General features: G+C 59.1%; 20 protein-coding genes. 5 read left to right on the top strand and 15 right to left on the bottom strand.

Annotated features, from left to right (window positions below; translation table 11 throughout):
• Window positions 1-6: 6 nt before the first annotated feature.
• On the top strand, window positions 7-726 hold the full coding sequence (gene dapD / locus AAAX75_RS00870) for a 2,3,4,5-tetrahydropyridine-2,6-dicarboxylate N-acetyltransferase (RefSeq protein ID WP_230317452.1): 720 nt from the start codon (window positions 7-9) through the stop codon (window positions 724-726).
• A 254-nt stretch (window positions 727-980) separates the two neighbouring features.
• Here dapD and AAAX75_RS00875 read toward each other — a convergent pair whose 3' ends face one another.
• The 5 genes from AAAX75_RS00875 to AAAX75_RS00895 form a co-directional block, all read right to left on the bottom strand.
• Window positions 981-1,985 carry a nucleoid-associated protein gene (locus tag AAAX75_RS00875; RefSeq protein ID WP_316367139.1) on the bottom strand — a complete coding sequence of 335 codons (1,005 nt, stop codon included), beginning with the start codon at window positions 1,983-1,985 and terminating at the stop codon, window positions 981-983.
• 110 nt (window positions 1,986-2,095) lie between these two features.
• Window positions 2,096-3,256 (bottom strand): Mbeg1-like protein, encoded by a 1,161-nt coding sequence (locus tag AAAX75_RS00880; RefSeq protein ID WP_349090807.1) that lies wholly within the window; start codon window positions 3,254-3,256, stop codon window positions 2,096-2,098.
• Window positions 3,257-3,382: 126 nt separating this feature from the next.
• Window positions 3,383-4,333 carry an L-lactate dehydrogenase gene (locus AAAX75_RS00885; protein WP_035137893.1) on the bottom strand — a complete coding sequence of 317 codons (951 nt, stop codon included), beginning with the start codon at window positions 4,331-4,333 and terminating at the stop codon, window positions 3,383-3,385.
• Window positions 4,334-4,534: 201 nt separating this feature from the next.
• Window positions 4,535-5,698 carry an aminotransferase class I/II-fold pyridoxal phosphate-dependent enzyme gene (locus tag AAAX75_RS00890; protein WP_349090808.1) on the bottom strand — a complete coding sequence of 388 codons (1,164 nt, stop codon included), beginning with the start codon at window positions 5,696-5,698 and terminating at the stop codon, window positions 4,535-4,537.
• Window positions 5,699-5,816: 118 nt separating this feature from the next.
• Window positions 5,817-7,796: an NAD(+) synthase gene (locus AAAX75_RS00895; protein ID WP_346979380.1), complete on the bottom strand. Its 1,980-nt coding sequence runs from the start codon at window positions 7,794-7,796 to the stop codon at window positions 5,817-5,819.
• Window positions 7,797-7,999: 203 nt separating this feature from the next.
• Here AAAX75_RS00895 and AAAX75_RS00900 point away from each other — a divergent pair, with 203 nt between their 5' ends.
• Together AAAX75_RS00900 and AAAX75_RS00905 are read left to right on the top strand one after the other, a co-directional pair.
• Complete coding sequence (locus AAAX75_RS00900) at window positions 8,000-8,953, top strand: hypothetical protein (RefSeq protein ID WP_260699863.1); 954 nt, start codon at window positions 8,000-8,002, stop codon at window positions 8,951-8,953.
• Between the two features lie 140 nt (window positions 8,954-9,093).
• On the top strand, window positions 9,094-10,401 hold the full coding sequence (locus AAAX75_RS00905; RefSeq protein WP_346979381.1) for a hypothetical protein: 1,308 nt from the start codon (window positions 9,094-9,096) through the stop codon (window positions 10,399-10,401).
• A 214-nt stretch (window positions 10,402-10,615) separates the two neighbouring features.
• On the opposite strand, the gene ettA is transcribed toward AAAX75_RS00905, so the two are convergent.
• The 3 genes from ettA to AAAX75_RS00920 form a co-directional block, all read right to left on the bottom strand.
• Window positions 10,616-12,295: an energy-dependent translational throttle protein EttA gene (gene ettA / locus AAAX75_RS00910; protein ID WP_055251458.1), complete on the bottom strand. Its 1,680-nt coding sequence runs from the start codon at window positions 12,293-12,295 to the stop codon at window positions 10,616-10,618.
• A 184-nt stretch (window positions 12,296-12,479) separates the two neighbouring features.
• Window positions 12,480-13,184: an SdpI family protein gene (locus tag AAAX75_RS00915; RefSeq protein ID WP_152067795.1), complete on the bottom strand. Its 705-nt coding sequence runs from the start codon at window positions 13,182-13,184 to the stop codon at window positions 12,480-12,482.
• The gene (locus tag AAAX75_RS00920; protein ID WP_022094448.1) at window positions 13,177-13,455 is read right to left on the bottom strand and encodes an autorepressor SdpR family transcription factor; all 279 of its coding nucleotides are present in this window, start codon (window positions 13,453-13,455) and stop codon (window positions 13,177-13,179) included. Before AAAX75_RS00920 ends, AAAX75_RS00915 begins: the two co-directional genes overlap by 8 nt.
• A gap of 179 nt (window positions 13,456-13,634) precedes the next feature.
• Between AAAX75_RS00920 and AAAX75_RS00925 the strand changes: the two genes are divergently transcribed.
• A complete protein-coding gene (locus AAAX75_RS00925) occupies window positions 13,635-14,432 on the top strand; it encodes a tRNA threonylcarbamoyladenosine dehydratase (RefSeq protein ID WP_349090809.1) in 798 nt (265 codons plus the stop codon).
• A 14-nt stretch (window positions 14,433-14,446) separates the two neighbouring features.
• The gene (locus AAAX75_RS00930) at window positions 14,447-15,229 is read left to right on the top strand and encodes a TatD family hydrolase (RefSeq protein WP_349090810.1); all 783 of its coding nucleotides are present in this window, start codon (window positions 14,447-14,449) and stop codon (window positions 15,227-15,229) included.
• 79 nt (window positions 15,230-15,308) lie between these two features.
• On the opposite strand, the gene AAAX75_RS00935 is transcribed toward AAAX75_RS00930, so the two are convergent.
• From AAAX75_RS00935 to AAAX75_RS00965, 7 genes are all read right to left on the bottom strand, one after another.
• Window positions 15,309-16,826 carry an FGGY-family carbohydrate kinase gene (locus AAAX75_RS00935; protein ID WP_349090811.1) on the bottom strand — a complete coding sequence of 506 codons (1,518 nt, stop codon included), beginning with the start codon at window positions 16,824-16,826 and terminating at the stop codon, window positions 15,309-15,311.
• A gap of 6 nt (window positions 16,827-16,832) precedes the next feature.
• Window positions 16,833-17,642 carry a BtpA/SgcQ family protein gene (locus AAAX75_RS00940; RefSeq protein WP_117786628.1) on the bottom strand — a complete coding sequence of 270 codons (810 nt, stop codon included), beginning with the start codon at window positions 17,640-17,642 and terminating at the stop codon, window positions 16,833-16,835.
• A gap of 33 nt (window positions 17,643-17,675) precedes the next feature.
• Complete coding sequence (locus AAAX75_RS00945; protein ID WP_117735290.1) at window positions 17,676-18,104, bottom strand: secondary thiamine-phosphate synthase enzyme YjbQ; 429 nt, start codon at window positions 18,102-18,104, stop codon at window positions 17,676-17,678.
• Between the two features lie 2 nt (window positions 18,105-18,106).
• Window positions 18,107-18,967 (bottom strand): amidohydrolase family protein, encoded by an 861-nt coding sequence (locus tag AAAX75_RS00950; protein ID WP_349090812.1) that lies wholly within the window; start codon window positions 18,965-18,967, stop codon window positions 18,107-18,109.
• A 27-nt stretch (window positions 18,968-18,994) separates the two neighbouring features.
• A complete protein-coding gene (frlD, locus tag AAAX75_RS00955) occupies window positions 18,995-19,795 on the bottom strand; it encodes a fructoselysine 6-kinase (RefSeq protein ID WP_195239143.1) in 801 nt (266 codons plus the stop codon).
• A gap of 121 nt (window positions 19,796-19,916) precedes the next feature.
• Window positions 19,917-20,780 (bottom strand): PfkB family carbohydrate kinase, encoded by an 864-nt coding sequence (locus AAAX75_RS00960; RefSeq protein WP_035138847.1) that lies wholly within the window; start codon window positions 20,778-20,780, stop codon window positions 19,917-19,919.
• Between the two features lie 14 nt (window positions 20,781-20,794).
• Window positions 20,795-21,763 (bottom strand): SIS domain-containing protein, encoded by a 969-nt coding sequence (locus tag AAAX75_RS00965; RefSeq protein ID WP_022094440.1) that lies wholly within the window; start codon window positions 21,761-21,763, stop codon window positions 20,795-20,797.
• Window positions 21,764-21,775 lie beyond the last annotated feature (12 nt).

Genomic DNA, 21,775 nt, shown 5'->3' on the forward strand with positions numbered 1-21,775 from the left:
TAGCAAATGAGTAACGCAGCCGAGATGGATGCACAAGAGATTATCAACTACATCGCCACCGCGCCCAAAAAGACGCCCGTCAAGCTGTACGTGCGCGAAAAGCCCGGCATGAAGGTTGCCTGGGGCGACGCACATGTCTACGGCGGTCGTCGCGGCAAGACCGTCTTTGGCGACTGGGATGAGCTTAAGGCCATCCTGGACGCCAACGCCGATTCCATCGATTACTACGATGTGGAGAACGATTGCCGCAACTCCGCCGTGCCCATGCTCGACCTTAAGGGCATCAACGCCCGCATCGAGCCGGGCGCGATCATCCGCGACCGCGTCGAGATTGGCGACCGTGCCGTCATCATGATGGGCGCCATCATCAACATCGGCTCCGTTATCGGCGAGGGTTCCATGATCGATATGGGCGCCGTGCTGGGCGGTCGCGCCACCGTGGGCAAGAACTGCCACATCGGCGCCGGCACCGTGTTGGCGGGCGTCGTGGAACCCGCAAGCGCCACGCCCGTCATCATCGAGGACGATGTCATGATCGGCGCCAATGCTGTGGTCCTGGAGGGCGTGCACGTGGGCAAGGGTGCTGTAGTTGCCGCCGGCGCCGTGTGCGTCGAGGACGTCCCCGCCGGTGCCGTCGTGGCCGGTGTCCCCGCCCGCGTCATCAAGATGCGCGACGAGAAGACCAACAGCAAGACCGGCCTGGAAGAGGGCTTACGTCAACTGTAGGGTTACGCGGTTTTCACCAAACCGCGTAACTAGTCGACGCTGCAAACGCCCCAGAGCGGCAATCTGACGTTCAATCGTCGGGCATGACCAAAAGGTCAATGCCCCCCTCTTTCACGTCACCTTGCTCGCTCTGGGGCGTTTTCGCTGACGTATGCCCAACCTGCGGCGCAATGTCAGCAACCAAGCCGAAAACAAAAAAGACCGAAGTCCCGAAGGGCTTCGGCCTTTGTTTTTCTGCAACGTCCAAGCGCAGCTTATCGATTCTCAATACTTCCGATGTTCTTGAGCTCGATGGAAATGAGGCCGTTGGGCTCATTGACGAACTCAATGTACTCGGAATTCGAACCCATCTCTGCCGGGAAGCTGATCTCGATGCCCGTATCGGTACGAATCTTGTGATTGCGCACCGCCGCGCGTTCGACCTGTTTGCGCTCCACGGGCACACGCTCAGGCACCTTCTCCTCGGTCAGTGCCGCGCGCACGCTCTCCTTGATGACCGGCTCGTCCTCAAAGACCTCATCGACGATATCCCAAGGGGGCAGTTCCTCGTCATCCTCAACTTTCTCGGCAACAGCAGCCTTAACCTTGGCGAGTGCTACAGCCGTGTTGGCACCGTGCTCCTCGGCGACTTCCTCGACCACACGCGTCACGGTGTCGATGACCTCCTTGCCCGATACGCCCGTGTCGCACTGCAGCAGGCCATCGGGGATAAGCATACGGTCCTCGCCGGCGATCTTGCGTTTCTTGTCCACATAGCCGATCTCCATGGTGCTCGCGCGCACGATGGCATAGCTCGGCACCTTTTGCGAGGGGTTCGGCAGAATGGCGTAGTGGCGCGCGATGTCGTTGCGCACCTCCCCTTCCTCGCGGCCCACTTCGTGCATAAAGGCCTGCTTGGAGCCCAGCAGCATCACGGCAAACCAGCGGGCATCCTCATCGTCGTCAAAATCAGCCACGAGCACGTCGGTGGACTCAGCTTTCTCGGCCTTGGTGAGTTCGGAAGAGATGAACTCCGCAATCTGCTGCGACAGGTCCACGAACTCACGCTCACCAAAGAAATAGCTCTTGAGCTCGCCGCCGAATGCGGAGTTCTCGGCAAACGTGGCACGCTTGTTATCGGCCGAAGTGCGCGCGCGACGCAGATGTGTGGTCACGAAGTTGCGGACAGTACGGCTTTCGATATCCAACTCGCGCTGGCTCATGACGTTGACGGCAGAGTCAAAGTCCAGGATATGCAGAATCGCGTGATTGATTTTCATATACGGCATTCCGTTCTAGATCGATTTCGGCACGAATCAGTATAGCGGTCGAGCCCGCCCCAGGCGCTTCGAAGATTGGTGCATCGGGGACAGGTTGCTTGCACCAATGGTTAGCGCAGGAGCTCGGACTGCCAAGCCTCGAGCTGTTCTGCCAAACTCTTGCCGGCAGCGGGCATGTCGATCTGAGGTCGTTTGGGCAGCAGTGCGCATTTAAGGATTGCTACGATGGTCTGCGAGACAAAGCGTCGTGTATCCTCGTCAAAGCCTTGCGCAGCCTGGAGCATCACGGGCAGGCTCTCGCGCAGATTCCCAGCGATATCCGCAAACCGCTCAGCACCCGTAGCCTCAAACACGGAGAACAACGCATCTACAAAACGCTCGCGTTCGCTAGGCGACACTGCAAGCAACATCTCGCGAATGGAACCATCAACGTATCGAGCACCGGCAGACAGGCGCTCACAGTACACGAAGTCGTGACCATCAACCACCCAGCTAAAGGGATTGTGCTGCAGCAGGCTGAACTCGGTGCTCTCAACGATGGCATAGTCCTCCTGTGTCTCGAACATCATGCCAAAGATCGACGACCGAGGTAGCGTCTTGTCGATTCGACCGGAAAGATCGGCAAAGGCGTTGCCGTTCAGAAACTCCTCGACGAAGCCCGGACCATCATGGGAATACGCCCGTTCGATTCGCTCACGGGCGACATCGGAGCACATCGCCGCACCGTACACCGCAAGGTTTCCGCCCTTGGAATGACCTCCGCACAAAAGCGGCCCGTCAATCGCATCCGCCGCCTCGTCCACATAACGTGCCGCGGATTCCTGGGCCGGCACAGGACACCGGAACGCCATGTTAAAGTCTTCTTTCCAGCCCACAATCGTACTATCGGTCCCCCGGAAGGAAAGATAACTAAACCCTGCCGGAAACCGGAACGCCATGGCTGCAAACTGCTCTGTCGCCACCACATCGCTCACGACACGATAGCCGCAAACGTGCACGCCACGGTAGCGAGGACTTGCTGCCACGGCCTCCAGCAAGGCCCTGCTCCCCTCTGGGTCCCACAAGTCGTCAATCATGTCCCGGTAGCACTCGGCACGCAGCAGCTCGCGTACGTCTAGGCCCTGCCAGTTCGTCAGCTCCGCCATATCACCCGGCAAACGCAAATAGGACAGCCACGCAAAGACCAGGCTGTCCACCGCGCAGAACGGCCGCTCCTCAAACGGATCAAACGCCGTCTGGGCATAGGTCAAAAAATTAGGCGAATCCGACATGGCCCTCCCATCAACTATGGTGTATTGGGATGGTGCATTGGGGTCAGGTTACTTTGCACCAAAAGGCGCCCGGGCCGTGTGGACCCGGACGCCTTCATTGTAGCTTTTCGCTCTAGCGAGCTTGATTTAGCAGGAGAAATCGACGCTGTCGATGATGTCCTTGAGGGCCTTGGCGGAGACGGTGAGCTCATGCTGCTCGTCATCGTTCAGCGGCACGGGGACGCGGCAGACAACGCCGTCGCGGCCAACGACAGTCGGCATGGAGATGGCAAGATCGGACAGGCCATACTCGCCCACCATGAGCGAGGAGACAGGCAGAACGGTCTGCTCATCGCGCATAACGGCGGTGCAGATGCGCTTGACGGCCATGGCGACGCCATAGTAGGTGGCGTGCTTCTTCTCGATGATGGTGTAGGCGGAGTTCTTGACGTCCTCAGCGATGCGCTTCTCGGCAGCCTCATGCTCCAGGTGGCCGTGAAGCTCACAGAAGGTGTTCAGCGGAACGCCGGCAACCTGAGCGCTGGACCAAGCGACAAACTCGGAGTCACCGTGCTCGCCCATGACATAGGCCTGGACATCGCGCGGGTCAACCTCGACGTGGGCACCAAGCATCTGCTGCAGACGGCCAGTGTCGAGCACGGTGCCGGAGCCGATGACATGGCCCTCGGGCAGGCCGGACATCTTGATGGCGGCATAGGTCAGAACATCAACCGGGTTGGAGACGATGAGCAGAATGCCTTCGAAGCCGGACTTCTTAATCTCGGGGATAATGGACTTAAAGATGTTAACGTTCTTGTTGACCAGGTCCAGGCGAGTCTCACCGGGCTTTTGGGCAGCGCCAGCGGTGACGACGATCATGGCGGCGTCGGCGACATCGGAATAATCGCCGGCGTAGATCTTCATCGGCTCGGCAAATGTCATGCCGTGCGCGATATCCAGGGCCTCACCCTCGGCACGATTCTTGTCCACGTCGATGAGGACCATCTCGGAGAACAGACCACTCTGCATCAGCGCGAACGCCGAAGACGAACCGACGAAACCGCAGCCGACAATAGCGACCTTCTTCTCGTTAACCATTAGAAACTCCCATCTCTCTCCACAAACAAGCCGCCCGGGAACGACCCGAGCGGCTTGCCGTAATCCCAATACATCCAATCGGGACTTTGATTATGCTCCTATTCGCAGCCAAAAATCGACCGTTTACCGAAATTGTTTGCAGAATTCGTAAAATAACTGCACGAAATCGGTTTCGAGCTATTGACGGGTCGAAATAGGTTTCTAATACAGGCCAGCCTCGCGAATGGCCTCGACAGCCAAAGCGATCTGATCGGGCGGCAGGACCAGTGCCATACGCACGTGCCCCTCGCCCGAAGGGCCAAAGCTCGCGCCCGGCGTCACCACAACGCCGGCCTTCTCCATAAGCTCCTCGCAAAACGCCATGGAATCGGTGCGACCACCGGGAAGCTTGGCCCACACAAACATAGAGCCATGCGCGTTGGGACGCTCCCAGCCCAGGCCCTCAAGACCGTCGCACAGGGCATCGCGGCGTTCCTGGTACTTCAGACGCTGCGCCTCGACCTCATCGCGCGGACCGTTCAGGCAGGCGATGGCAGCCTTCTGAATCGGGAAGAACATACCAAAGTCGATCTGGCCGCGCAGCCTGGCAAAGGCCGAGACCACATCCTCGCGACCGACCAAAAAGCCGATGCGTGCGCCGGTGACGTTAAACGACTTAGAGAGCGAGAAGAACTCCACGCCCACCTCGAGCGCGCCAGGGTACTGCAGGAAGCTGCCACCCGGCTCGCCGTCGAACACGATATCGGAGTAGGCATTGTCATGCACGATCAACAGATCATGCTCGCGGGCAAAGGCGATAATCTCCTCGTAGACCTCGGGCGTGCCCACCGAGCCGACCGGGTTCGCGGGCAGCGACACGATCATATACTTGGCGCGATCGGCCACCTCGGGATCGATGCCCGCCACATAGGGCAGGTAATTGTGCTCGGCAACCAACGGATAGTACTCGAGCTTGGCATCGGCGATCTTGGCACCCGCCTCAAAGACCGGGTAACACGGATCGGGAACCAGAATGGTGTCACCCGGATCGAGCAGGGCCAGGCCCAAATGGCCCACGCCCTCCTGCGTGCCGTTGCACGACTGCACCATAGACGGCGTAATGCCCGAAACGCCAAAGCGGCGCTCATAGTAATCGCACACGGCTTGCTTGAGTTCGGGCAGGTCGCGCAGGGCATACTTCCACATCTCAGGATCTTGGGCTGCCTGCGTGAGCGCCTCGACCACATGGTCGTACGGCTTAAAATCGGGCGTGCCCACGCTCATGTTGTAAATGGTCTTGCCCTGAGCCTTCAGCGCGAGAAGCTTGTTGTTGAGCGAGGCGAAGACCTCCGCGCCAAAGCGGTCGAGACGCTGCGATGCCTGCATGGTGCCACCTTTCGATATGAAAAACGCGGCGCTCCGACAAGAGCGCCGCGCGATACGGGCCATCAGATTGCAAAAGTGTAACGCTTGCAACCCCCGTATTGGTTCAATTTAGCCAACCTTAGTCAACTGGATTGAGCGCGTCGATCTGCGCAAGCCACAGACGCGAGCTAGCGTCACTCGGCATACGCCAATCGCCGCGCGGGCTGAGCGTCACCGAGCCCACCTTGGGACCATCGGGCAGGCAGCTGCGCTTAAACTGCTGGGCAAAGAAGCGACGGTAGAACGTACGTAGCCACGTGTAGACGGTCTTGGCGTCGTAGACGCCCTCGAAGCTCTTGAGCGCCATGCGGTAGATCTTGCCCGGCTCAAAGCCAAAACGCAGCAGGTAGTAGAGGAAGTAGTCGTGCAACTCGTACGGGCCCACCAAATCCTCGGTCTTCTGCGCAATCTCGCCGTCGCCCGTGGGCGGCAGAAGCTCGGGGGACACCGGCGTATCGAGGATATCGAGCAAGACCTCGGCAATGCGCCCGCCAAAGACATCGGCGGCATAGCGTACCAGATGGCGCACAAGCGTCTTGGGCACGCTCGCGTTGACGGCGTACATGCTCATGTGGTCGCCGTTATAGGTAGCCCAGCCGAGCGCCAGCTCCGACAGGTCGCCCGTGCCAATGACAAAACCGCCAGCCTGGTTGGCCAGATCCATCAGAATCTGCGTACGCTCGCGCGCCTGGCTGTTCTCGTAGGTCACGTCCTGCACGGCCGGATCATGCTCAATGTCCTTGAAGTGCTGCTCCACAGCCGCATGGATCGAAACCTCGCGGAAGCTCACGCCTAGGTCGCGAGCGAGCGACTCGGCATTGGACTTGGTGCGGTGCGTCGTGCCAAAGCCGGGCATGGACACGGCCGTGATACCGGTGCGCGGCAGGCCCAAGGCGTCGAACGCACGCACGGTCACGAGGAGCGCCAGCGTGGAATCGAGGCCGCCCGAAAGGCCGATGACGGCCGCCTTGGTGCCCGTATGGGCAAGGCGGGTCTTGAGGCCGGCGGTCTGCAGGTCGAGGATAGTCTCGCAACGCTCAGCCAGATCACCGTGGTCGGCCGGCACAAAGGGAGCGCGGGGGAAGACTCGGTCGATGTCGAGCGCATCGCGCAGGACAGGTTCTTCGGCCAGTACGCCCTCAAACGAAAACTCAACGGTCGCGGATTCCGGCGCATCGTCGGTGCGCGTCCACGTCGTCGAGCGACGGCGCTCGGCAACCAGGCGGTCAAGGTCAACGTCGGCGATGGTCATATCGCAGGTAAGCAGTTTGGTCGCGGCGAGCTTGGAGCCGTTTTCGTAGACGAGGTTCTCACCCGCAAAGACCATGTCGGTCGTGGACTCGCCCTCGCTCGCGTCCGCGTAGGCATAGGCGCAGTACAGGCGCGCGCTCTGATTGGAGATAAGGCTGCGGCGGTAATCTGCCTTACCGATAATCTCGTCCGAGGCCGACGGGTTGAGAATCACCGTCGCACCGGCAAGCGCCATCTCGGTCGAAGGGGGCGCCGGCACCCACAGGTCCTCGCAGACTTCAACGCCCAGCACCATATCCTCGGCACCCTCATCACAGCAGCGGTAGACAAGCCCCGAACCCAGCGGAACCGGACCCTGACCGGCAAATTCAACCCACACGGGATCCGCAGGCGACGGAGCAAACCAGCGACGCTCATAGAACTCGCCATAGTTGGGCAGATACTTCTTGGCCGTGAGGCCCAAAAGCTCGCCCGCGCAGCACACGGCGGCACAGTTGTAGATATTCTCGGCAACCGCAACGGGAAGACCGATGGTAAAGACGATCGGCAGCTCACGGGTTTCATCGAGGATATGCACCAGAGCAGCCTCGCAGGCATGCAGCAGTGTGCGATTATGGAACAGATCGGCCGCGGTATAGCCAGTCAGATTAAGCTCGGGCAACACCAACGCGCGAACGCCACGCCCGGCAGCATCGCGAACAGCCGCCAGCGCAACCTCGGCATTGCCCTCGACATCGGCCACGCGAATCTGCGGCGACGCCGCCGCCACACGCAAAAAGCCATCAGACTGAGAAAGGTGAAGATTCATAAGAATGCTCCCGTGCGTAGACGCCATTCACAACAATTAGCAAGTCCTATTGTAGTTCAACCGCCGGGTGGAACCGCATCCCACCAACTTGGTGAGCAATTGATGAGTTGATGGTATCTGTTAAATGTCACGTACGATTCACATCTGGTGGGTACCCTGATGGCTGCACGAAACGAAGCAGATTTACACCGGGAGGACCCCGTATGACAACCAAGTACACCGACGCGCCGCGCACGCGCGTCATGACGCCGGCATCGCTCAACAACGGCGTACACGAGAACCATTCCATTGGACAGACCATGGCCATCGCGCCCAAAAAGGGCCTGTTCGACGACATTTCCATTCCCCAGATCATCGCCGGCGCCGCAGCTGCCGCCACGAGCGTGGCGCTTGCTTCAAAGATCGGCATTGCCGGCTCGGTGATTGGTGCCGCTGTGAGCTCAGTCATCACTGTTGTGTCCTCGCAGGTCTATCGCCACTTTATCTCCGCCAGCGCCGAAGCAATCAAGGGCACGCATGCCGCTGTCGACTACCCTGCCGGCGCCTACGAGCCCGTTGAGCCCGATGTCGAGGAGCACCTAGGTGGCGCCGCGACCACGCAGGAGATGCGCCAGGTTGCGGGACGCGCGACCACGGCGCGCGTCGCCCCCAACAGCCTGCGCGCCAAGGCGGCGGCAGAGCGCAGCCAGACACAAAAGAAGGTCATCGTCTTCTCGATCGCCATCGCCATCGTCGCGGTCATCGCCTGCGCCGGCGCCATCCTTATCACCACTGCCGGTGAGGGTCTGGGCGAGCGTCCCGAGCCAATCCTGTCGTCGCGCACGACCGAGAGCGATGCAAATGGCAACACTCAGCCGCAGGATCAGCAGGCACAGACGGACGACACGCAAGACAGTCCTACCTCTGCCAATTCGTCCTCGAACACCCAAAACCAATCGCAGGGCACCGATTCCTCTACGGCCAACAGTGGCACGCCGTCCGGCACGACCGACTCAAGCCAAACGACTGACGGTTCACAGCCGAACACGGGAGGCCAGACGAGCGACACCACGTCGGGAACGGGCACGGCAGACAGTAACAACACCAACAGCTCGAGCGGAACCGCTTCCGGCACGGCATCTGACAACTCGAGCCAAGGCACGGCATCGGGCAACTAAGCACGTTTGCCTCTCATAGATAACCGACCTGTACAACGGGCGCGAATCGAAAGCGGTTCGCGCCCGTTTGCCTTGGGCGCCGCCATGGCGAACGCCATGCGATGGTAAGATGCTTTACATGTGTAAAGAGGAGATTTGCCATGAGCAAGACAATAGTTAGGCCCACGCTTTCGCTGGGCAACCACATCTATCTGTATCGCCTGCTGCGCGATGCGATTGGATGTGGCAAGCAAACGTTTATGACGCAGGTCGAGGAGGCGCTCGCCGCTGGCGACATGACCGCTTATGACCTGGGCTTCGAGTCCACGCGCGAGCTGCTCGAGGAGCTCGACGACTGCATTAAGCTGACCGTCTTTAAAGGTGGCCGCCTGTATGCCACGGTCATCGCCAACGAGGCCTGGGATGCTGCGCTTGCCAAGGGCGAGGACAAGCCCAAGACCGCCAAGGGCGCCAAGCAGTCCTACAAAAAGAAAAAGCGCGGTGAGAAGGACCTCAAGGCCGTGCGCCCCAAGCACGTTAAGCGTCCCGAGCCCGAAGCCATGGTTGAAGCCGCGCCGGAACCCGAGCCCGAGACAGAGATCGAAGTTGCTATTGAGGTAACGGCAGAAGCCGAAACCGAAATCGCCGCCACGACCGATTCCGAAGTCATATCCGAGCAGGAAGCCACTGTGGAGCTCAACGAAGCGCCCAAGTCGACAACCGAAGAAGCCGCTGACCAACCCGAGCCGTCTGCGTTCCAAAACAGCGACGTCTTTGGCGACGAGGCCGAGAACGATCAGTCCGACAAGCCCGCAGATCAAGACGCTACCGAGTCGACACCGGAGCCCGAGACGCCGCAGCCCGCCATCTCGCTCACGGTCGTCTATGACCCCGAGAACGCCAACGCCGGCATCACCACCATGGCATCCACGCCCATCGAAGCAAAGTCGAGCGTCGAGAACGAGGACGCGACGCAGGTTGAGGTTGAAACCGCAGCTGCAGACGCGCCCGTCACCGTGGAGCCCGCAGATTCCACGATCAAGCCGGAAGCGACGCCGGAGCCCGCACCCGTCATCGAATCCGTGCCCACCTCTGCTTGCGGCCAAATTCCCGCACCGGCACCGGCTTCGGCACCCGCAGCGGCCCCAACCCCCGCACCCGCAGCACCGACCATCCCCGAGGACTTCCCCATCGATTTCGCAACCGAGGTCTTCTGCCCCGGCCCGCTTCTGCACCAGCTGTCGACCTATCTCCCCTACGGCGCCGATACCCTCGGCATTGTCGGCGAGTACTACTGGATCGCCCGCGAGCGCGGTACCATCGAGGCCGCGCGAAACCGCGCAAGCTTCCCCCTGCGCTACACGCAGGCCGGCGAGCGCCACGAAGTCACCGTGCGCATTCGCCGCAACACCACCGGTGGTCTCGGATCCACCTGGGCCATCGATAAAGTCGAAGAACCCGAGCAGTAACGACAAACGGCTCAAATCCAAATCAGGATTTGAGCCGTTTTTATTTGTTGATGTTGCGTAACCAACAGCGAGCGGGCCGCAAGTGCCCCAGGTTGCCGTGAAAGAGGAGCGACGCGTACTTCGGTACGCGAGCGACGGCTTGAACGGCAAGATGGGGTGCTTGCGACCCGCGCAGCGTCGAGCAGTTACGCGGTTTGGAAAACCGCGTAACGATCTAGTCGCGCGTCAGCTTGCGGTGAATACGATGCGGCTGTGCTGCGTCCTCGCCCAGGCGCTCGATGCGGTTGGCCTGATAGGCCTCGAAGTTGCCCTCGAACCAATACCAGTTGCCCGGATTCTCGTCGGTGCCCTCCCACGCCAGAATGTGCGTGGCAACACGGTCCAGGAACATACGGTCGTGGCTAATGACCACCGAGCAGCCCGGGAACTCGAGCAGCGCTGCTTCGAGCGAGGACAGCGTCTCGACGTCGAGGTCGTTCGTGGGCTCGTCGAGGAGCAGCAGGTTGCCGCCCTGCTTGAGCGTAAGCGCCAAGTTCAGACGGTTGCGCTCGCCACCGGAGAGTACGCCAGCGCGCTTCTGCTGGTCCTGGCCCTTAAAGCCAAAGCTCGCCACATAAGCGCGGCTGGGGACCTCGGTCTCGCCCACCATCATGTGGTCCAGGCCATCCGAGACGACCTCCCACAGGTTCTTATCGGGGTCGATGCCGGAACGGTTCTGGTCGACGTAAGAAATCTTGACGGTCTCGCCCACCTCGAGCTCGCCCGAAGTCAGCGGCTCCAGACCCACAATCGTCTTGAACAGTGTGGTCTTACCGACACCGTTGGGGCCGATGACGCCCACGATGCCGTTGCGCGGCAGGGTGAATGATAGGTCGTCGATGAGCACACGGCCATCGAACTCCTTGTGCAGGTGATGGGCCTCGAGCACCTTGTTGCCCAGACGCGGGCCCACGGGGATGCGGATGTCGGTCCAGTCGAGCTTCTGGCTTGCGCGGGCCTCGGCCTCCATCTCCTCGTAACGAGCCAGACGGGCCTTGTTCTTGGCCTGGCGAGCCTTGGGCGAGCTGCGTACCCACTCGAGCTCGGCCTCCATGCGCTTGGCGAGCTTGGCGTCGCGGTTGCCCTGCGCCTCGATACGGGCGGCCTTGGTCTCCAGATACGTGGAGTAGTTGCCCTTGTAGGGATAAAGGTGACCGCGGTCGACCTCGCAGATCCACTCGGCAACGTTATCCAGGAAGTAGCGATCGTGCGTGACGGCAAGCACCGCGCCCTGGTAGTTGTGCAGGAAGTGCTCGAGCCACAGGATCGATTCGGCGTCCAGGTGGTTCGTGGGCTCGTCGAGCAGCAGCAGGTCGGGAGCCTCGAGCAGCAGCTTGCACAGGGCCACGCGACGGCGCTCGCCGCCGGAAAGTACGTTGACCGGCATGTCGGAATCGGGCAGCTGCAGGGCGTCCATGGCCTGGCCGAGCTTGGAATCGATATCCCAGCCGTCGGCGGCGTCGATCTCGTCCTGGAGCTTGCCCATCTCGGCCATGAGGGCGTCCATGTCGCAATCCGGGTCGCACATCTCCTCGCCGATCTTATTGAAGCGATCGACCTTGGCGATCATATCGCCAAACGCCATGCGCACGTTCTCGATGACGGTCTTGTCGTCGTCGAGCGGCGGCTCCTGCTGCAGGATGCCCACAGTGTAGCCGGGGGTGAGCCTGGCATCGCCGTTGGAGACCTCCTCGATGCCGGCCATAATCTTGAGCAGGGTCGACTTACCCATGCCGTTGGGACCCACGACGCCGATCTTGGCACCGGGGTAGAAGCTCAGGGTCACGTCGTCAAGGATTACCTTGTCGCCATGGGCCTTGCGAGCCTGATACATCTGGTAGATAAACTCCGCCATATGTCTGTTCTATCCTTTCTACCTGCTGTTTCCCTATTCTTGATTCGCTTTAGTGGAAACGAAATGAGGGAACCAGCTCTGAAACGTAACGAAAAAGGGGCATGGTTGCCCACACCCCCTAATACTACCTGGGAAAAGTCCCCCGGAACATACTATGAACTGCGTACGCTAGTTTTCCGCAACCTTAACGAGCGGCTCGCTGCGATTTGCGCCACAACAGATACGAGTAGACGTAGACGGCTCCAACCGAACCAAACGCCAGAACCGCAATCACCGCGGCGACGACTTCACTCGAAAGCACGCTGCCTGCCACGCCCATCACAATCAGGCCAATACCCAGCACCATAAAGCAGGCGCCGCCAAAACGCTGAGTACGGCGCCAGTTCTCGGGATCGGCAAGCGCCCAAGGTGTCTTGATACCGAGCGTATAGTTCTGCTTCACACGCGGCAAGTAGTTGCCTACGCCGATGAATAGCAAACCGACAACACCGGAAATCAGCACGTTAACCGAACCGGCCGCCGGCACCACGCCCCAGACCGTAAGCTCTCCCAGCCAGCTTATGGCGCACATGAACAAGGTGAAGGCGATTACGAAGCCCTGGTAGAACTTGCCCGAGGTTCGATATGCCTCACCTTTGGGGTCGATGCGCGGCACCATGCGGAACATTGCGAGAAGCGCCAGAGGCAGCACGCCGAGCGCGGAGGCCATCCAGCTAGGACCCCAACCGTCGACGGCGCCGTTCGCGCCCCAGTGCGTGGGAATCTGCGTAGGCAAGCTCGGCATCACCATGAGGTGCGCTACGACATTGGCGACGCACAGAGCGACCAGCGCAATCCACACGCGCGACGATACCCCCGTGGGGTGAATGCCCTTGTTTTCGTTATTCATCCTTATCACCTTCAGTGTTTGTAAAGCCCATAAACCAGCCAATTAAATCCTGCATGACGGTGGTGTTTAAGCTGTATACGATGTTTTGGCCATGGCGCTCGTCGGTCACCAACCCGGCGTTTTTGAGCGTCGCCAAGTGATGGCTCAGCGACGGCTTACTGATATCAAAATGCTCGGCAAGCTCCCCCGCCGTGCAATTGCCCTCGCGCAGCAACTCCAAAATGCGCCGTCGCGTTGGATCGGCAAGCGCCTTAAAACCCTCTCCCGGCATAAGACCTCCTCTCATCATCTCTCATGACGTGCACACTATACTCGATATTTAGATGTTTGTCTAACTATCTAATCTCAATGCTTCAAACCACATCAAAGCAAACGCCATCGCAACCTATGGGCGATTACCTATAATGACGATAGCTAAAACACGATTCGCTTCCCCATCGGAGGATATTTATGACCGAAACCGCTGCCGCAGCCGCCATCGAGACACGCGACACCAAGCTCGAGATTATCATGGGCCGCGAGGCACTCGATAAGCTCGCCGATGCTACGGTGCTAGTGCTCGGCTGCGGAGGTGTGGGCTCCAACTGCTGCGAGGCACTCGCCCGCGGCGGCATCGGTCATTTCGTCATTCTGGATAAGGACATCATCGCGCCCAGCAATATCAATCGCCAGGCCATCGCCTTTCACAGCACCGTCGGCAAGCGCAAAGTCGACGTCATGGAGGCTATGATTCACGACATCAACCCTACCGCTACCGTCATCAAGCGCACCGAATACCTGCTGAGCGACAACATCGATGATTTCTTCGCGAGCGTTTTGGAGCAGACGGACGGCAAGCTCGACTACGTCGTCGACGCCATCGACACCATCTCGGCCAAGCTCACCATTGCCAAATATGCTCAGGACCACGACATTCGTTTGGTTAGCTCCATGGGCGGGGCCAACAAGCTCCATCCCGAGTGCCTCCGCTTTGCCGACATTTTCGATACGGTACGTGACCCCATGAGCCGCATCATGCGCAAAGAATGCAAGAAGCGCGGAATCAAGAGCCTGCATGTACTGTTTAGCTGCGAGGAATCGGTTAAGACACAGCCCCGCGACCCTTCCAACATCCACGAGCGCACCGAGCTGGGAACCGCCAGCTTTATGCCGCCCATCATGGGCCAGATGATTGCCGGCGAGGTTATCCGCCAGATCAGCGGCCGCGGCACTGAGCGCGTACGCTCCGATGGCCAACGTCTGGACTAGCGGAGCGCACCGAGATGGAGCCCCGGTTATTTGATGCACACTGCCATCTTGATTTAATGGCTCACCCGGACGCCGTTGCCGATGAGGCGACGGCGCTGGGCTTGGGTCTATTTGACTGCGGCGTCAATCCGCGCGACTTTTCGGCCGCAAACGAGCGCGCCTGTCGCCAACCAGGCATCATCGCCGGCGTTGGGCTTCACCCCTGGTGGCTCGCCGATGGCCACTGCGGTTTTGTCGAAGTCAATCTGCTTTGCGAAGTTGCTGCCCAAGAACGCTACATCGGCGAAGTCGGACTCGACTTTTCCGCGCGCTTTGCTGGAAGTGAGCCGCTACAAATACAGGCACTTAACCGGCTCTGCGATGCGCTCGTGCAGCATCCTCTTACCGGGCGCGTGATATCAATTCACGCCGTTCGTTCGGCAGGAGCCGTACTGGACGTCCTCGAATCGCATGGACTACTCATCCCAAACCCCGACTCCCCCGTTATCATCTTCCACTGGTTTAGCGGTACTTCGGACGAACTCGTCCGCGCACGTAATGCGGGCTGTTATTTTTCCGTCAACGAACGCATGCTCGCATCTAAACGAGGACGCGAATACGCACGACAGATTCCACTCGATCGTTTACTGCTCGAGACCGATGCACCAGCCGAACCAAACACAGAAACAAGCGCACAGTCGCTCATCAGATCGCTCACAAGGACCTCGATGCGCATTGCCTCACTCAAAAACTGCGATGTACAGCACATTGAGTCGGCAGTTTTAGCAAATGCGCGCTCTGTTTTTGACCTTCGCTAACCCCTGTGGGCAAAAATGCCAAGGGACATGCGAATCGCACAACGCAGCCCCTATTGGTAGACAGTACAATTCGGCAGCATTACACCAATTCGTGCATGAGATCACGGTTGCGTGCATACAATTCGTCGAAGATATGACGGCGCGACGCATATAACTCGTGGGCAGCCATATCGGGCTCGATTGTTTGCGCAACGCCAAGGACTTGGGCGAGCTCATCCCATGATGCATAGGCACCACCTGCGAGAGCTGCCATGATGGCATCACCGAAGCATGCGCCCACCGTAACCTTGGCAACCGAGACCTCGCGCCCGCATACGTCGGCGATAGCCTGCATCCAAACTGGATTCTTGGTTCCACCTCCGACAAGCATAATGCGCCCAATTGGCAGTCCATGCTCTCGCTCGATAATGTCGACATGGGATGCAACGGTATACGCGACGCCTTCCAAGGCGGCGCGAACCATATGGGCTCGCGTATGCCTTCCGGTCAGTCCAAAGAAGACGCCACGCGCCTCGGGATCGTTGAGCGGAGTACGCTCCCCCGCAAAGTACGGCAGACACAGGAGCCCATCGGCACCCGGCGCCACATCGGTGGCATCATGCGCCATAACCGAATAGGCATCGGGGCCACCGTGGTCCTCGGCCTCTACGGCGTCGCGATACAGCTCTTGGCGCAGCCACGATGTGAGCGCACCCGCCGTATTGGTCCCCGCGCAGATCCCGTAAGTTCCGGGAATGATAAACGTCCCCGGCCACAGGCGGGCATCATCGATCATATGATCAGCTAGGTAGATGAAATACGCTGTACTCCCCAACTGAACCATCATATCGCCGGGACGGAATACACCCGTCGAAATGGCCTCGGCACCAGAGTCGCCCGTTCCCACTAAGACAGGTGTCCCTACCGCGAGCCCCGTCGCCTCAGCCGCACGCTGCGTAATCACCCCCGCAATATCGGTAGCCGACATTACCTCCGCCATCTGGTCAGGCCGGCAGAAACGAGCACATTCCCGAGCATCAACCTTCCAAGTGAAGCGGTCGTATAGGGGAAGAAAATCCTCCGCCAAATAACGGTCCACCGTAAAACGCCCCGTCAACTTTGCGCATAGAAACGACGACGCCGTCAGGAACTTCGCAGCACGTTCGTGCACCTCGGGCATATTCTCCTTAAACCACAAGATCTTGGGAGCAATATCTGACGAACAGGGATCGTGCCCGAAAAGCTCGCGTGCGCGGTCTGACCCATATTCGGAAAGAAGCTCGTCAATCTGCGGCTTCGAACGTGCATCGACTCCATACAAAATCGCGGGCGCCAGCGCGTTGCACTCGGTATCGACCGGCACACAGTCGCAACCCAATGCGGAAAGGCCCACGCATCCGATCTGTGCCGCGTTAACCCCCGATCGCGCCACCAGCTCGCGCGACAAGCGGCAAAAATCGCCCCACCAGACTGCCTCTGCATCATGCTGGTACCATCCGTCACACGGGTTGTCCGTCTCATGTCCACAAGAGGCTTGGCAAACGATATTGCATCGATCATCGATTAAAACGCCTTTAGAGGCGCTTGTCCCAATATCAATACCCAGATAGAGCGCCATAGGTGCCTACTCCCCTCGCGCCGTACGAGCGGCAGCCATAAAACGAGCTACCCGCTCAACATCAACCGGAGCATCCAGCTTTCCGTCGCGCTTTAAGCAGGTGCCGACAAACGCGCCATCGTAGTGAGCAAATACGTCAGCCACGGTATTTTCGCGACAACCGGTGCCACATACCACGGGTACTTCGCCAACACGCTCGCGGACTTCATCGGCAAGCTCGCCCGAAGCGCCACGACCGGCAGCCGAACCGCCGATGACCATTGCATCCGGAAGGCAATTAAAGAGAAGTGAATCGGCAATGTCCGCAGTCGTGCGGTCGTTGAGATAAACCTCCCCCTCGCTCGTGATGAAGTGAAAAAGCTTGAGGTCATCCAGGCGCAGCGCCGCCTTGCGACGCATGGTGTGCGCGAAATCTCGGTTAATCAGCCCGAGATCACCGGCCCAGGCACCGCAAAAATTGCAGCGCGTGAACTGCGCATCGACGGCAGCGCACAGCTCGATTGTGGCATCACCATCGTAAATAGCCTCAGCTCCCCAAGGAGTCGACAGATCATGGGATAGAGCCCCGATAACATAGCCCATCGATGCAAGGGTTGAGGGAGAAACGTGCTGCTCGTAGGGCATCGAGAGCTCATTGGTAATCAAAATGCCATCGACACCGCCCTGCTGCAACGCCTCGAGATCGCGCTTGGCGGCTTCCACGACCTGCGACACGCTTCCGCCCGGGTAATACAGTGGATCGCCCGGCAGAGGACGCAGGTGCAGCATTCCGATAACCGGCTTTTCGGTCTTGAACATCGAAGTTAGAAACGACATAACGTGCTCCTTCATAGGGTTATTGCAGGGACGTTACTCCCCCAGCACCTCGACGTACACTTTTCGCTTCTGCGGACCGTCAAACTCCGCAAGATAGATGTTCTGGGCACCTCCACACACGATGTGGCCATCTTGGACGGGAAAGAAGCAACTGTTTCCACAAATCATGCTCTTGATATGCCCACAGGAGTTGTTGCCGGTGGCTCCATAGCTCGGCAGGAAGTGTGCGTGCGCGTAGGGGGCATCGAGTGGGGCGATGCGATCGAGCGTCTCCATAAGATCCGTCTCCACGCAGGGCAGTCCCTCGTTTACCACGATTCCACAGGTCGTATGCGACAAAATAATCGCTGCCAAGCCATTGGTCACCGAGCTGCGTTCGATGGCGGCGTGCACGTCCTCGGTAATATCGATGAACTGGTCCGGAGCAGTCGATAGATAGCTCAATGTCTCGAGCGTCACCATGTTCACTCATCCCCTTCAAGAAAACGCAGGGCATTACCCCAGTAGAGCCTTTCTCGCGCATCATCGCGCATGGGCACGGTATCGAGCGCCCGCTTGAGTTTGAATGCACGGAAGCGCGGCGTATTGCTGGCGAACATCACTTGGTGCGATAGCGCGCGCTCATACCACAGCGGCCCCATATCGACCGTGAAAAGACGCTGCATCATCTCCTCGGGCGAATCGATGTAAGTGATAGAGGTGTCCGTGTAGCAGTTGGGATACTTGAGCAGCATCGCCACGGTCTCGCGCACCCAGGGCCAGCCAAAGTGGGCCAAACTAAAGCGCACATTTGGATGCGTTGCGATTGTGTGCTCAAATGCAAGCGGGTTACTGCGCGAGAGCTCTGCGCCAGGCTCCCAAGACATACCGGCATGGAAAACCACCGGCTTGTTATAGCGCTCGCACAGCTCGTAAAGCGGCTCGGCCACAGCATCATCGGGGGCAAAACCCTGCTTTGCAGGATGCAGGCAAAGCCCCTTTGCCCCCAACTCGGTAAAGGCGCGCTCCAATTCGTCTGCGGCACCGCTCACCTGCGGGTCTACGCTCGCAAATCCCCACAGACGATCGGGATGCGCGGCAACCAGCATGGCAATCTGGTCATTAGTGCCAAAGTGCCCTCCGCATGCCGTGGTTACATCGAGCGGCATGAGCACGCTCTTCTGCACGTCACAGACGTCCATCTCGACTTGAAGCTCATCCCAATCCATGGGGCCCATATGCCCCATACCAAATTCTCGTGACCAAAAACCGAATCCATCAGGCTCATCACCCGGCGTACAGATCTCGCCGTAGAGCATAGGATGGACCAACATGTCGATAACCATTTCATACTCCTTTCCAGGCATTTGACCCTAGTACGGCTCAAACGAACCAATCACTCGGGACGACAGCTCAGCGCCCGCCTTCATACACGCCGGAATATCAAGGCCATCGATCACGCCCTTGGTAAACCCGGCAATATACGAGTCGCCGGCACCCACGGTATTAACGACCTTCTCCGCCGGTACGATCCCGCACTCATAGAAGCGCTCACCGTCATAGGCAATGCTCCCCTTCTCGCCAAGCGTGGCAACCGCAACGCGCGGTCCCAATTCCTGCACGTGGCGTACCCAGTCCCGCAGCTCCGGAGTGTCCTCTTCAAACGACATGAACGCATAGTCTACGTAAGGAAAATGAGCCTCGCATGCATATTCGGGATCCTGGCTGAACACCGAGAAGTCCATAACCACCGTCTTGCCCGCATCATGCCATTCGGGCAGGAGGTCCAAACAATTGCCAAACAGGTCGGTATGAATGATGTCATGCTCTAGGATAAACGCCCGGTCGTCTTCATTCGGTCGATATGTCTCCATTACGCCATCGATTGCCTCGAGATGCACGCGATCGACGCCGTCTTTCAATGCCATGAGCATCACCGAGGTGTCGCCATCTTCCACCCGCAGATGTGAGATATCGAACCCCTCAGCGGCCAGCGCCTCTCTCATCTTGTCTCCGTACTCGTCCTTGCCGACAACCGACACGGCGGATACCGAAACGCCCATTCGTGCAAGATGGATACCCCAGTCAATGCCATTACCAGTCGGATAGAACACGCCGATGTTTTGATAGACGTCCGCGCAGCAAAAACCAGCCGCACACGCTTTAATACCCATGGTCTTCTCCAATGTTCAAAAGGGGACCCGCCACATGGCGAGCCCCCTTTTCGCGTTTCGCTTATTGTTTTGCATCGGCTGTCCAAGGCCTCATAGCCAGACCGCCGTACGCTTTCTTAAGCTATTCGACGATTGGTGCTCCGTGGCCCCAAGAACCTTCCATGCCGCACACGGTCGAGGCAAACCCGGCAGCAAAGTCGAGCGCGCGCTCGATGGCCTCGGCGCCATCCTCACCGCGCTTGGCGGAATCGAGATAGCACATCAAAAACGAGGTGAGGAACGAGTCGCCCGCCCCCATGGTGTCCTTCATGTCCGTTACCGGTTTAGCCAGCTGGCGGTAATAACGCTCGCCGTCGTAAGCAATGCAGCCCTCGGCGCCCGCCGTAGCCGACACAAAACGCGGACCCAGGCCCTTCACCCATGCCAGACGCTCGCGAATCTCGTCCTCACTCGCAGCATCCGCCGCACTAAAGAAAGCGAAATCGACGTAGGGCGCAATCTGCTCGTAGTACTCGTCGGTAGAGTCGTCCGAAAAGTCAAAAGAGACCGTGACGCCCGCAGCCTTCAACTTGGGCAGCTCGCGCTCGGTAAAGCAATAGTTTCCCGAATGAACCACATCGAACTGCTTCATGTACGAAAGGTCAAAGCGATCGAGGACATAGCGCGCATCGCCACGGATACCGCCCTCGTTGGAGCCAAGGAAGACACGGTCACCGTCAACGACGGTCACGCGAGCCGCTCCGTTCTCGCCAATCATCTGCTCGCACTTGTCAAGCTCGATACCCTCATCCTCGAGGCTTGCAATGACATGCTCGGCAGCGGCATCATTGCCAAAAATGCCCATGTATGCGGAGCGTGCGGCACCGCATTTCTTGGCATAAACGGCGAAGTTCACCGCATTGCCGCCGGGATACATGGTGTGGATATGCTCGTAGCGATCGACGACGTTGTCGCCAAATCCGAGCGCGTTAACGTTAAATGCCATGGCCTTTGCTCCTTCTAGTACTCGACAACACCCATATAGCGACGGAAATCGGGATCGTGATCAAACACCTTGCCGCGTGCAGCACGCAGCTCGCAGTTCATGGCGTAGAACAGCACCGGGTCCAGATAGGCACGGACGCTCGCCGGCACGGCTTCCATACCGTACTCCTTGGCATCGAGCACCATCAGCGTATCGGTATGCGTCTTAAGGAACGCCAGGGCGCGCTCGTCCATAGCACGGCACTCGCTGGAGCCCATCTGCAGGAAGTAAAAAACGCCATCCTGAGTAGCCTCGAAGGGGCCGTGGAAGTACTCGGCAGAGTGGATGTAGCTACAGTGCTGCCACTGCATCTCCATAAGAGAGCAGATAGCGAAACCGTAGGTCTGGCTAAAGTTGGGACCGCTGCCCAGAATGTAGAAGAACTCGTGCTCCTGGCAAAGCTTGGCAAAGCGATCGCCCAGCTCGGCATTTACCTTCTCGCGTGCCGGGGGAAGAATCTTATCCATCTCGGCGATACCGGCATACATATCGGCAAGATCGGCGTAGCCCTCCTGCTGATCGAGCAGCTCGGCCGCAAGCGACAGCGAAATGCCAGCGGGGACCTCGGCCTGCGGCACGCCCTCGCCCCACGGGTAGACCCACGTGGTCCACTTGCCGGAGTCGATCTTGGATCCAGCGTTGTCGGTCTGGGCGATCACCGTAGCGCCGGCAGCAAGGGCAATCTCGCAGCCCTCGACGACCTCGGGGGTGTTGCCACTGTGGCTACAAGCGATGACCAGGGACTTCTCGCCCAGACGACGCGGACGCATGATATCGAACTCGCGAGCCGTATAGATATACGAAGTGAAGGTGGTTGCCTCGCGCTGCAGAAGCTCATGAGCCGGGATCAAATCGATCATGGAGCCACCGCAAGCAATCCAGTAGACGCTGTCGAACTTGCCCTTCTCGGCAATTGCCTCTTTGATCAGATCGTGTGCGTTCATATCCAGTTCCTT

Source organism: Collinsella sp. CLA-ER-H7 (assembly GCF_040092345.1).
Classification (GTDB): Bacteria; Actinomycetota; Coriobacteriia; order Coriobacteriales; family Coriobacteriaceae; genus Collinsella.